At 67.5% G+C, this 11,960-nt stretch carries 14 protein-coding genes; 12 read left to right on the top strand and 2 right to left on the bottom strand.

Going from position 1 to position 11,960, the window contains the following annotated elements:
- The first annotated feature begins 69 nt into the window (after positions 1-69).
- The 9 genes from IBL25_RS11445 to IBL25_RS11485 all read left to right on the top strand — a co-directional run bounded on the left by IBL25_RS11445 (position 70) and on the right by IBL25_RS11485 (position 7,728).
- Complete coding sequence (locus IBL25_RS11445; protein ID WP_187778674.1) at positions 70-1,266, top strand: alpha-hydroxy acid oxidase; 1,197 nt, start codon at positions 70-72, stop codon at positions 1,264-1,266.
- 106 nt (positions 1,267-1,372) lie between these two features.
- Positions 1,373-1,909, top strand: a complete 537-nt coding sequence (locus IBL25_RS11450) for a SixA phosphatase family protein (RefSeq protein WP_187778675.1) — start codon at positions 1,373-1,375, stop codon at positions 1,907-1,909.
- Positions 1,910-1,919: 10 nt separating this feature from the next.
- Positions 1,920-3,461, top strand: coding sequence for a CYTH and CHAD domain-containing protein (locus IBL25_RS11455; RefSeq protein ID WP_187778676.1), 1,542 nt, complete (start codon positions 1,920-1,922; stop codon positions 3,459-3,461).
- Positions 3,462-3,525: 64 nt separating this feature from the next.
- Positions 3,526-4,083, top strand: a complete 558-nt coding sequence (locus IBL25_RS11460; RefSeq protein WP_187778677.1) for a thermonuclease family protein — start codon at positions 3,526-3,528, stop codon at positions 4,081-4,083.
- 158 nt (positions 4,084-4,241) lie between these two features.
- On the top strand, positions 4,242-5,540 hold the full coding sequence (gltA, locus tag IBL25_RS11465) for a citrate synthase (protein ID WP_187778678.1): 1,299 nt from the start codon (positions 4,242-4,244) through the stop codon (positions 5,538-5,540).
- Positions 5,541-5,823: 283 nt separating this feature from the next.
- Entirely contained in the window at positions 5,824-6,480 is a 657-nt protein-coding gene (locus IBL25_RS11470) for a hypothetical protein (RefSeq protein ID WP_187778679.1), read from the top strand.
- Positions 6,481-6,535: 55 nt separating this feature from the next.
- On the top strand, positions 6,536-6,682 hold the full coding sequence (locus IBL25_RS11475) for a DUF6726 family protein (RefSeq protein WP_238940368.1): 147 nt from the start codon (positions 6,536-6,538) through the stop codon (positions 6,680-6,682).
- Between the two features lie 75 nt (positions 6,683-6,757).
- Positions 6,758-6,991: a hypothetical protein gene (locus IBL25_RS11480; RefSeq protein WP_187778681.1), complete on the top strand. Its 234-nt coding sequence runs from the start codon at positions 6,758-6,760 to the stop codon at positions 6,989-6,991.
- Between the two features lie 86 nt (positions 6,992-7,077).
- Entirely contained in the window at positions 7,078-7,728 is a 651-nt protein-coding gene (locus tag IBL25_RS11485) for a DapH/DapD/GlmU-related protein (protein ID WP_187778682.1), read from the top strand.
- Here the strand turns inward: IBL25_RS11485 and IBL25_RS11490 are convergent.
- Both IBL25_RS11490 and wrbA read right to left on the bottom strand, forming a co-directional pair.
- A complete protein-coding gene (locus tag IBL25_RS11490; protein ID WP_187778683.1) occupies positions 7,713-8,663 on the bottom strand; it encodes a ring-cleaving dioxygenase in 951 nt (316 codons plus the stop codon). The genes IBL25_RS11485 and IBL25_RS11490 overlap by 16 nt on opposite strands.
- 35 nt (positions 8,664-8,698) lie before the next feature.
- The gene (wrbA, locus tag IBL25_RS11495) at positions 8,699-9,310 is read right to left on the bottom strand and encodes an NAD(P)H:quinone oxidoreductase (RefSeq protein ID WP_187778684.1); all 612 of its coding nucleotides are present in this window, start codon (positions 9,308-9,310) and stop codon (positions 8,699-8,701) included.
- A gap of 102 nt (positions 9,311-9,412) precedes the next feature.
- Here wrbA and IBL25_RS11500 point away from each other — a divergent pair, with 102 nt between their 5' ends.
- The 3 genes from IBL25_RS11500 (at position 9,413) to IBL25_RS11510 (ending at position 11,863) form a co-directional block, all read left to right on the top strand.
- Positions 9,413-10,387 (top strand): LysR family transcriptional regulator, encoded by a 975-nt coding sequence (locus IBL25_RS11500; RefSeq protein WP_187778685.1) that lies wholly within the window; start codon positions 9,413-9,415, stop codon positions 10,385-10,387.
- Positions 10,388-10,392: 5 nt separating this feature from the next.
- Positions 10,393-10,971: a hypothetical protein gene (locus IBL25_RS11505; RefSeq protein ID WP_187778686.1), complete on the top strand. Its 579-nt coding sequence runs from the start codon at positions 10,393-10,395 to the stop codon at positions 10,969-10,971.
- 217 nt (positions 10,972-11,188) lie between these two features.
- Positions 11,189-11,863: an EI24 domain-containing protein gene (locus IBL25_RS11510; RefSeq protein WP_187778687.1), complete on the top strand. Its 675-nt coding sequence runs from the start codon at positions 11,189-11,191 to the stop codon at positions 11,861-11,863.
- Positions 11,864-11,960: the final 97 nt, after the last annotated feature.

Consider the following 11,960-nt stretch of genomic DNA (forward strand, 5'->3'; position numbering starts at 1 on the left):
TGGTCAAAACTCTTTACCAAGACCCAGCGCAGGTTGAAACTGGGGGAAAGAGGCCACCGAGGACAGATCATGCCGCCCATCACCCATATCGAGGATCTGCGCCGCATCGCACGCCGGCGCATCCCCCGCGCCATCTTCGACTATGCCGACCGCGGCTCCTACGACGAGGCCAGCCTGCGCGCCAACCGCGAGGATCTGGCCGCGCTGAAGCTGCGCCAGCGCGTCATGATTGATGTCTCGGAACGCACCACCGCCACCACCATGCTGGGTGAGCCGGTGACCATGCCCGTGGGCATCGCCCCCACCGGCCTGACCGGGCTGTTCCACGCGGATGGCGAGATCCTGGGCTGCCGCGCCGCCCATGCCTTCGGCGTGCCCTTCACGCTGTCCACCATGTCCATCTGCTCCATCGAGGATGTGGCGGGCGCGGTGGACAAGCCCTTCTGGTTCCAGCTCTACGTGATGCGGGACCGGGGCTTCAGCCGCTCCCTGGTGGAGCGGGCCATCGCCGCCAGGTGCTCCGCGCTGGTGCTGACGCTGGACCTGCAGATCCAGGGCCAGCGGCACAACGACATCAAGAACGGCCTGGCGGTGCCGCCGAAGCTGACGCTGCGCAACATGCTCGATGTCGCCACCAAGCCAGCCTGGGCGATGAAGGTGCTGCAGGGCAAGCGCAAGAGCTTCGGCAACCTGGCCGACGCGCCCGGGGCCAAGGAAGGGCTGAACACCCTCTCACACTGGATCGCGGGGCAGTTCGACCCCTCCCTCTCCTGGAAGGACGTGGAGTGGATCCGCTCCATCTGGCCGGGCAAGCTGATCCTGAAGGGCGTGCTGGACGTGGATGACGCCCGCATCGCCGCCAGCATGGGCGCGGATGCCATGGTGGTGTCCAACCACGGCGGCCGGCAGCTCGACGGCGCGCCCTCCTCCATCTCCGTGCTGCCCTCCATCGTCGAGGCGGTGGGCGACAAGACCGAGATCATGATGGATGGCGGCGTGCGCTCCGGCCAGGATGTGCTGAAGGCGCTGGCGCTGGGCGCCAAGAGCTGCCTGATCGGCAAGGCTTGGCTCTATGGCCTCGCCGCCGGCGGGCAGCAGGGCGTGACCCAGGCGCTGGAGGTGATTCGCAAGGAGCTGGATATCAGCATGGCGCTGACCGGCACCCGCGACGTGCGGAAGGTGACCCCAGAAGTGCTTTATGCCCCCCGCCATGGCGACGTGGTTCGCCCGGCCGGCGGCCGCACGACGGCCGAGGCGGCGGAGTAACGCTCTCGGGCGCCGCCCCAAGCGGAAGCGGCGCCCGCGAGCTTGTCACAATTCAACTGGCGCCTTCCCCCGTTACAGGCGCCACGTGGCGTGCCACACTGCGCCCATGCGGCAACTGATTCTGCTGCGGCACGCCAAATCGTCCTGGGACGACCCGGCGATGCCGGACCATGCCCGCCCGCTCAACGCGCGAGGCAAGCGCGCGGCCGTGGTGATGGCGGCGGTGATGCGCGACCTCGGGCTGGCGCCGGATGCGGTGCTGGTTTCCTCCGCCCGACGGACGCTGCAGACGCTGGAGGTGCTCTCGCCCCTGCCGGACAACCCGATGGTGGAGCCGATGGACGACCTCTACCTCGCCACCTGGGAGCGGATGCTGGAAACCCTGCGCCGTATTCCGGAAACGGTGCGGAGCGTGCTGCTCATCGGCCATAACCCGGGCATGCATGACCTGGCCCTGGCCCTGGCGGGGCAGGAAGCCATGGAACGCGGCACCGCCCCGGGCACCAGGCGCCTTGCCGGTGGCTACCCCACCGCGGCCCTGGCGGAGTTCGCGGTGGCAACCCCCTGGGCGCAACTGACGCAGGGGGAGGCGCGGCTGATCCGCTTCATCGCCCCCAACGACCTGCCTGAGATGGCGGCCTGAGCCGGACCGCATGACTGAGTCGCAGGAGCCACTGCCCGAGCCTCCGCCGCCCCCGGCACCGGAACCCGCGGCCGAGCCCGCTGAACCCGCATCCGCCGGCCTAGTTGTGGCGCTTGAGCTGGCCTTGCCGCCGGAAGCCCTTCAGCCGCTCTGGCGACACCCGGCCCTGGCGCGCCGGCTGGAGGGGCGGCCGCGCGGCGTGGCGGAAAGCTGCGTCTGGCTGGACACCGCCGATGGTCACCTCGCCAAGCTGGGACAGGCGTTGGAAGCCCCGCGCAAAGGCCTCCGCCGCCACCTGCAGGTGCTGCCGCCGCCCGGCTTCGCCCTGCCCGGTGCCGCTCCGGTGGTATTGGGCGAGCACGCCAGCGGGGAAGCGCCCGATGTGGTCCGCGGCGAGGTGCTGCTGCCGCTGGCGGCCTTCGAAGGACGGCGGGTGGAAGCGGAAGCTGGCCCGGTGCGGCTGCTCTTGCGGCATGGCAACCTCCGCTGCGTGGCGGCCGAGGCGCCAGTGGCGCGCCTCATGCTCAGTGGCCCAGCGGCGGAGGTGCTGCCGCTGGTCCAGGCCTTGGCGCAGGACCTGCCGTTGCTGCCCGCCGTGGCCGGCCTGGCCGAGACCGCTCGCGCCCTTGCCCGCCAGGAAAGCCCCAACCCCCGCCGCCTCGGCCCGCCGGACCTGCATGAATCCAGAACGGTGGAGGAGGCATTGAGCCTCGCCATCGCGCATCTGGTGGAGGTGCTGGTGGTGCAGGCCGAACGCGTGCGGCGCGAGGATGGGCCGGAAGGCGTGCACCAGTCCCGCGTCGCCACGCGCCGGCTGCGGTCTTGCCTGAAGCAGTTCCGGCCCGTGCTGGACGGCACCGAGCTGCGCGCGCTGGACGCCATGTTGCGCGATTTCGCCAGGGCCATGGGCGAGGCGCGTGACCTGGATGTCTTCCTGAAGGACCTGGGCGCCGATCTGGCCGCTGCCGTCGGGCCGGGCGAGCGGCGCCTGGAGGCCCTGCTCCGCGCCGCGCGCGGACGGCGCGAGGCCGCCTATGCCAAGCTCCGGACCATGCTGGACGGGCCCGAGTTCCGCCGGCTGGTCTGGTTCGCCATCCGTCTCGTGGCGCTGCGGGAATGGGGCGCGGAGGCAACGGCGGATACCTCAGCGCCGCTGCGGCCCTTCGCCCTCGCCACCCTTGCCCGCCGCTGGAAGCGGTTGCGGAAGAAGGGAGCAGGCATCGAGTCGCTGGATGCCGAGGCTCTGCACGAGGTCCGCCTGGAGGCCAAGCGGATGCGCTATGCGGCGGAACTCTTCGCGCCGCTCTGGCCCGGCAAGGCGGCGCGGCGCTTCATCAAGCGGCTCTCCGCCGTGCAGGATGCGCTGGGCATCGCCAATGACACCCATGTGGCCCGCGCCCTGGTGGCGGGGCTCGGCGGCCGCGGCGGCGCCGGGCCCTGGGCCGTGGGGCTGGCCGAGGGCTTTGCCCTGGCGCGGGGCGCCGGGGTGCGGGAGAAAGCGGTCAAGGCCTGGGCAAAGCTGCAACGCCAGGAGGTTTTCTGGCATGGCTGAGGCTTGGCCGGGCCACTGACTGCTTGAACCCGCACCGGGGCCTGGTCTAACGCTTCGCGGCGTGTTGTCCCGTCGTCGTATCTTCCGCCCTTCCTCCTATTCCGCTCCCGGCCGCTGGCGCGGCGCGCTGCTTGTCGCCGCCTTTTCCTTCGGCGCGGTGGCACTGGCGGGACTAGGTCTTCCCGCCAATCTCTTCGGCTCCGCACCGCCCGAACAGGACTGGACCGCCGCCGCCGCCACTGTTCGGGTGGTGGATGGCGATACCCTGCGCCTGGGCGAGCGGACCCTGCGCCTTTCCGGCCTGCTTTCGCCGGAGCGCGGCCAGACCTGCTACACCGCCAATGGAGTCGGCTTCGACTGCGGCGCCACGGCCGCCGAGGCCCTGGCACGGCTGGTCCAGGGCCATGACCTCGATTGCCACGTGAAGGGCCGCGATGGCTTCGGCCGGCCGCTTGGCACCTGCCAGGCCGGTGGCGTGGAGCTGAACGCGGCCCTGATCTCCTCCGGCTGGGCGCTGGCGGAGAAGGCCGCGATGCAGCCCCTGGAAGCGGATGCGCGGCGGACCGGACGCGGCCTGTGGTCCCACCTGCCGGGCGCCCCCGAGGACTGGCGCCAGCGCTGATCGGAGCGTCCCGCCTCCTGCGGGGCAGGCACTCTGAGGGGTGGCAGGTTCACGCCCCGGGGGCGGATGGACAAGCGCGGGAACCACTGCCTATCTTGCGCTGCATCATGGCGGCGCCGCGCGACAGGGCGGCACCGCCCCCCCTAGAGGAAGACGCCATGAGCAATTCGGCAAAAGGCTCCGTCACAGTCACACTGGACGGGTCCAACAAGAGCACGACCCTGCCGCTGATCCAGGGCACCATCGGCCCTGACGTTTTTGATATCCGCAAGCTTTACAGCGACCTCGGCGTCTTCACCTTCGATCCTGGCTACGGCGGCACGGCGGCCTGCGACAGCAAGATCACCTATATCGACGGTGATGAAGGCGTCCTGCTTTATCGGGGCTATCCGATCGAGCAGCTGGCTGAGAAGAGCAACTTCCTTGAAGTTTCCTACCTGCTTCTGCACGGCGAGCTGCCGAGCGAAAAGCAGATGAAGGAATTCGAGCGCGGCGTGACCATGCACACGATGGTGCATGAGCAGCTTCGCTCCTTCTTCCAGGGCTTCCGCCGCGACGCGCATCCGATGGCGATCCTCTGCGGCGTGGTGGGCGCACTTTCCGCCTTCTACCACGATAGCCTGGACATCACCGACCCGGCGCAGCGCGAGATCAGCGCCTTCCGCCTGATCGCCAAGGTTCCGACGATCGCTGCCTGGGCCTACAAGTATTCCATCGGCCAGCCCTTCATGTATCCGCGGAACGACCTCAGCTATGCTGAGAACTTCCTGTACATGCTGAACGCCGTGCCGTCCGAGGAATGGAAGCCGAACCCCATCCTCTCCCGCGCCATGGACCGCATCCTGGTCCTGCATGCGGACCACGAGCAGAACGCCTCCACCTCCACGGTGCGCCTGGCGGGCTCGACCGGCGCCAACCCCTTCGCCTGCATCGCCGCTGGCATCGCCGCCCTCTGGGGCCCCGCGCATGGCGGCGCCAATGAAGCCGTGCTGAAGATGCTGGGTGAGATCGGCAGCGTCGAGAACATCCCCTCCTTCATCGAGAAGGTGAAGGACAAGAACTCCGGCGTGAAGCTGATGGGCTTCGGGCACCGCGTCTACAAGAACTTCGACCCGCGCGCGAAGATCATGCAGGCAACCTGCCACGAGGTGCTGGCCGAGCTGGGCATCAAGGACGAGCCGCTGCTCGACCTCGCCATGGCGCTGGAGAAGATCGCGCTGGAGGACGACTACTTCGTCTCCCGCAAGCTCTACCCGAATGTCGATTTCTATTCGGGCATCATCCTGAAGGCGATGGGCATCCCGACCCACATGTTCACCGTGCTCTTCGCGGTGGCACGCACCGTGGGCTGGGTGAGCCAGTGGAAGGAAATGATCGAGGAGCCCGGCCAGCGTATCGGCCGTCCGCGCCAGATCTATACGGGTTCCGCGACGCGAGACTATCCCGCTTCCCGCTGATCCGGGCCACGCGGCCATCTGGCCGCGCCCTTGCTTTGACCCCCGCCGGGCAGCCCGGCGGGGGTTTTTTATTTTCAACCTGTGATTGATAAGACGGCAGAATAAGAACGCGTTCCACGCCTCTGGAAAGAAGCATTTCAGTTACGGCCAAGCAGAAGCCGGCCGGCCAAGAGACGCTAAATTCAAGCCTGAACATCGCAAAAAAGTGAATACAGGCTCTTGATCACGAATCCGCGATCATCATCATGTCGTTCTGGTTGCATAAGGCTCCGGAACTCTTCCGATGATTGAAATCGACAGGCCAGAACTCACCCACCGTTCGCTGGATGACCTCGTCCGCCGCCGCCTCCGGACCTGGCCTCAACGCCCGCCCGGAGCCCTGGATACGCCCAAGCAGCGCGGTGTCTGGTTGCGCGCGCGCCCCGGCGAGCCGGACGCGACCCTGCAGCCTTTCCTGCGCCTGCCGGGCTCCCACCGCCTGCGCACGATGCCGGATGGGCTCTGGCTGCATTTCAGCCCCGACCCGGCGGATGCCTGGTGCGACATCCTTTGCATCGAGGCCTGCTCCACGCTGCAGAACCTGTTGGACAAGCGCTCCCGCTTCGCGCCCTCCACCACCTCCCTGCTGGCGGTGTGCCCGGTGCCCTGGCTCATCGCTCCTGTCGCGGCGGGGGAGCCTTTGCCGCGCTGGAAGACGATTCGCCTGCTGAAGACGGAACCTGTGGTACCCCTGGTGCTGCCGGTGCGGGATGTGCGGGTGCTCTATGGCCTGAAGTCGCGGCAGTATGACGGCTTCGCCCGCACCCAGATGCCCCAGGCGCACGAGTATTTCTGCCCCATGGACGCACTGACCGATGAGCAGGGCCACAGCAACCCGGACATGCGGGCGCTGATCTCCCGCGCCTCCGGTGCCGCGAATTTCATGCGCCTGCCCTGGTGAGCCATGAGAAGCTGGCCAGCGGCACAGGTTGGAGGCAAAGCGGATGCGAAAGGCCTTGCTGATGCTGTCCTGTCTGACACTCGCCGACTGTGGGCTGGCGGCGGCGCCCTGCCGTGTGGGTTCCGCCGCGCTGCGGATCGTGCCGGTTGTGGGTGATGTGGCAGCCGCGCCGACCGATGGCTGCGCGGCGGTGATCGACTGAACGGGAGCCGCTGGGTCCGGCGGGCACTGCAACCTCGCCCGCCTGCCCGGATTAGTTCGGCAGGAGGATTTCCCGATGACCGATGACGCGATGAAGGAAGGCTACAAGAACTGGGGCCGCGGCCCCTCCAGCGGCCGGCCTGACAGCGTCGGCCCGCACAACATCACCGAGGACCAGAACGACCCGAATGCCAAGGGCCTGGACCCCAACAAGGACTACAAGGGCGGTGGTTCGGGCAACGGGCCGAATACGGGCATGGGCATTGCCGATGGGCCCAAGGGCCCGGTGAATATCCAGCCCAAGAAGTAGCGGCCGTGGCGTCGCGGATGTCCGTTCCGTGACATCCGCGGCCGCCCCCTTGCCGCCCCGGGTGGTGCCGCCGCAGGCTGCCGGCCATGCCGCAGCCACTTCACATAGACCCCGCCACAGCCAGCAAGCGCCTGGGACTTGAGCCCTTCATCCACCCGGAGGCCCGGGTGCGGGACAGCCAGCTTGGCGCCTGGTGCGAGGTGGGCGCCCGCAGCAGCGTGGTGGAAAGCCGCTTCGGCGATTACAGCTATGTCGTGAACGACAGCGACATCATCTACGCCACGCTGGGCCGCTTCTGTTCCATCGCCTCCCATGTCCGCATCAACCCTGGCAACCATCCGCTGGAGCGGGTGGCGCTGAGCCATTTCACCTATCGCTCCTCCGCCTATGGGCTGGGGGAGGATGATGCGGAATTGTTCCAGTGGCGGCGGGACCACCACGTCACGCTGGGGCATGACGTATGGATCGGGCATGGGGCCATCGTGCTGCCCGGCGTCAGCATCGGTGACGGGGCCGCCATCGGTGCCGGTGCCGTGGTCACCAAGGACGTGCCGCCCTTCGCCATTGTTGTCGGCGTACCGGGGCGTGTGCTGCGCTACCGCTTTCCGCCGGAGATCATCGCGGCACTGGGCCGCATCGCCTGGTGGGACTGGCCACACGAGCGGCTGAAGGAAGCGATGCGGGACTTCCGCCGCCTGGGGGCGGCGGAATTCTGCGCCCGCTACGACCCGGTCTGAAGCGGCTTCAGCCCGGCTTCGATCTCCGCCCGGCGCGGTTCCAGGAAGGGCGGCAGCGCCAGCCGCTCGCCCAGGGCTTCCATCGGCTCGTCCGTCGCGAAGCCTGGCCCGTCGGTGGCGATCTCGTAGAGGATGCCCGAGGGTTCCCGCACGTAGAGGCTGCGGAAGTAGTAGCGATCCACCGGTCCGCTGGAGCGCAGGCCCAGGGTCTCGAAGCGCTTGACCCAGTAGCTATACTCGTCATCCCGCACACGGAAGGCCACATGGTGCACGCTGCCCGCCCCTGGCTGGTGACGCGGGAGGTTGGGCTCCACGCGCATATGCAGCTCGGCCGCCGGGCCTCCCTCCCCCATGGCGTAGACGTGGGTGGCGATGCCGTCCGCCCCTTCCACCACCCGGTCCAGGCGCATGGCCATGACCTCCGTGGCGAAGGCGTGGGAATACTCGGCGCGGCCGACGCTCATGGTGATGGGGCCGAGGCCGCGGATCTGGTGCTCGGCCGGAACCGGGCTGCGCTCCCACGGATGGGCGGGGCCGGCGCCGCCATCATCCACCAGGGCGAGGCGCTGGCCTTCGAAGTCCTCGAAGGGCAGTTCCAGCCGGCCATCGACCTCGGCCACCTTGCCATGCGGCACCTTGTGCTCGGCTAGGCGCGCGGCCCAGTAGTCGAGGGCGGCGGCGCCGTTCACGCGCAGCCCGGTGCGCACCACGCTGCTGCCGCCACGCCGCTCACGCGGCGCCGGCCAGTCAAAGAAGGTCAGGTCGGTGCCGGGGCTCGCCTGCCCATCCGCATAGAACAGGTGGTAGGCGCTGACATCGTCCTGGTTGACGGTCTTCTTCACCATCCGCATGCCCAGGATGCGGGTATAGAAGTCGTGGTTGCCCCGGGCGTCCGCCGAAACGGCCGTCAGGTGATGAATGCCACGAAGCTGCATCGGCTTGTTCCTTTCCCTTCCAGCCGTTGCCGGTCTCAGGCGCGGCCGCGCACCAGCGCGCCGGCCACTTCGGCCACATGCCGGCCCTGGCTGGCCGCCATGCCCAGTTCCGCCTCGGTCGGCTGGCGGGAGCCGTCGCCATTGGCGATGGTGGTGGCGCCGTAGGGGGAGCCGCCGGTGATCTGCGAATTGTCCATCTGCCGCTTCTCGGTATAGGGCAGGCCGACGATCGTCATGCCGAAATGCAGCAGGTTGACGATGGTGGAGGTGAGCGTCGTTTCCTGGCCGCCGTGCTGGCTGGCGGTGGAGGTGAAGACCGAGCCTACCTTGCCGACCAGCTTGTCCTGGAACCACAAGCCACCGGCCTGATCCAGGAAGTTCGCCATCTGCGAGGCCATGCGCCCGAAGCGTGTTGGCGTGCCGATGACAATGGCATCGTAATCCGCCAGCTCATTCACCGTGGCCACGGGCGCAGCTTGGTCGAGCTTGAAGTGCGCACCCTTGGCGATCTCCTCCGGCACCAGTTCGGGCACGCGCTTCACCACGACCTCGGTGCCGGGAACGGAGCGGGCACCCTCCGCCACGGCCTGCGCCATGGCTTCGATATGGCCGTAGCTGGAGTAGTAGAGAACCAGAACCTTGGTCATCGCGAGCTTCCTCAATGGAGATTTGCTGAGGAGGAAATTGCGTTCGCGCCGCAAGGACAACAAGCGCTTGATCAGGAACGCCATGTTCGATAATCGCGAACGATGCGGCTCGATACCGAGGATCTGGCGACCTTTGTGCAGGTGGTGGATAGCGGCACGCTGACGGCTGCCGCGCTGCGGCTGGGCCTCGCGAAATCGGTGGTCAGCAAGCGGGTGGCCGGGCTGGAGGCGCGGCTTGGTGCCAAGCTGCTGAACAGGGCTCCAAGGCATGTCTCGCCAACCGAGGCGGGGGCCTTGCTCTATGCCCGCGCCCGTCCCCTGCTGGCGCAATTGGAGGGGCTGGTGGACGATGTCTCGGCGCAGTCCGGCACACTGCGCGGCAGCATTCGCATCGCAGGCCCGATGAGCTTCGGCACCCGGCACCTGGGGCCCGCCATCGCCAGCTTCATGCGCCGCTATGAGCAGATCGAGGTCTCGCTGGATCTGGACGACAGGCATGTGGATCTGCTGGCTGGCGGCTATGACCTAGCGGTGCGGATCGGGCGCCTGGGTGATTCCTCAATGCGGACGCGGCGGCTGGGCACCAGCCACCGGGTGCTCTGCGGCTCCGCCGAGTATCTCGCCAGGGCTGGGCTGCCGGACACGCTGGAAGCCCTGCCAGCGCACGCCTGCCTTGGCTATGCCAATGCACCTTCCGGCCATATCTGGCGCTTCATGCCATGCGAGGGCGGCGAGCGCCGGCTGGCGCAGCATCGCTCGGTCGCGCTGCGAGGGCGTCTCACCGCCAATAGCGGCGAGGCATTGCTGGATGCCGCCCGCGCCGGGCTGGGCCTGACGCTCCTGCCGACCTTCATGGTGGGTCCCGCCGTGGCTGCAGGCGAGTTGGTGCCGGTGGCTGTCCCCGGCTGGGTGCCGGTGCCGGATAGCATCCACATCGTCTATCCCGAGACACCGGCCATGCCCGCCAAGCTACGCGCGCTGATCGAGCATCTGGCCGCCACCATTGCCGAGCCTTTCCCGTGGGACGCGGCGCCGGCGATCGCAGCGGCGCTACCGCTCCCCGCCGCCAGGCGTTAAGAACGGTGAAGGTGGCGAATCAGGATGGTGGTGCCGTGCAACTGACGGATGAACAGGTCAAAGCCGCCGAAGCACAGGGGTGCCACTTCGTGGAAGCCACCGAGGCCCAGGTGCGGCAGTTTGCCATGCAGCGGCGGGTTTTCCAGATTGGCGGGAAGCCTTATCTCGCCACCCGTGCCGATGGCTTCTACGAGACCGCAGGCACGCTGATGGCGCGTATCGCGGAGGCGATGAAGCAGCGACAGGCAGTTGCCCCTGCCAAGCCGTCGGTTGTTGAGCAGGTGGACGAGGAAGCTCCTCAGGCTGCCGCAGCGCCGGAAGTGGAGGAAGCAGCGCCGGCTGCTGAGATGCCGGAGGTGGCGGCGGAACCCGCGGCAGTTGAACCTGTCAGGGAAGTGGCGGCGCGCCCCCTCTCCGGCGGCTCCTCAGCCGTAGTGGCGGCTATGCAGACCATCGCCAAAGGCTATGCGCGCGGACATCAGGTTGACGCGACGCAGCTTTCCACTTTGCTGACGACTGTGCATCGCACGCTCAGCGGGTTGGAACCTTCTCGCCCCCGTAGCCGCGGGTCGGCTCAGAGCTGACCTGAGAGCTTCACTGGAACGGCGTGGCGGTAAAGCGGCTGGCGAGAACAACAACCTGTCGTAGCCGTTGCATCATTGCAGGCCAGGCGCCGTGGCAAGGCTGACGTCTCGGTTTGGAGTGCAGCCGCGATAGCAGCGCGAGCGCTTCTTCAACAAGGCACTACTGGCGACGCGGACTTGGCGGAACCATCTCGGACATGGCAACCGAGGAGAGACCATGCGCGCCGTTCCAGCCAGCCTGCTGCTGCCGTTCCAGCAGATTACTGACCCCGCCTTTCGCTGGCCATTGCTGAAGGGATTAGGCGGGGCATTGCTGGCTTTCCTGGCGCTGATCGGGCTGGCCGATTGGGGAGTTGCCTCCCTGGTCGGAGGAGAAGGCTGGCTTGCCACAGTAGCAGGGCTGTTTGGTGGCTTGCTGGTGCTGATCTCCGCAGTCTGGCTCTTCGTGCCGGTCGCACTCGCCATTGCGGGCCTGTTCTTGGACGAGGTGGCAGCAGCTGTGGAGCACCGCCACTACCCTTCTCTAACGCCTGCCGAAGGTTCTGGACTGCACCAGCAGATCTGGGCGGGATTGAAGCTCGGCCTGAAGATGCTGGGCCTGACACTCCTGATCATGCCCCTCGCCTTCTTCTTACCACCGCTTGGCGCTGTAGCTTTTTGGGCCGTGGCGGCAGTTTCGCTTGGATTTGGCCTGTTCGATGGTGTTGCGCAGCGGCGCATGAGCGTTGAGCAGTCACATCAGCTCAGGCACCGGATGCGGTGGTCGGTGCTTGCTGTTGGTGCTGCTCTCGCGGCTCTATCGTTGGTGCCGTTTGCGAACTTGCTGGTTCCGGTTCTGGGAACAGCAGCCATGACACATCTCCTGCACCGGAGACGATCTGCTGGGGTCTAAACGAAGCAAAAACAAAAATCCCCTGTGTTTCTACACAGGGGGGAGACGTTTCTGGATGCGGGGACAGGATTTGAACCTGTGACCTTCAGGTTATGAG

The organism is Pseudoroseomonas ludipueritiae, assembly GCF_014490445.1.
Classification (GTDB): Bacteria; Pseudomonadota; Alphaproteobacteria; order Acetobacterales; family Acetobacteraceae; genus Pseudoroseomonas; species Pseudoroseomonas ludipueritiae.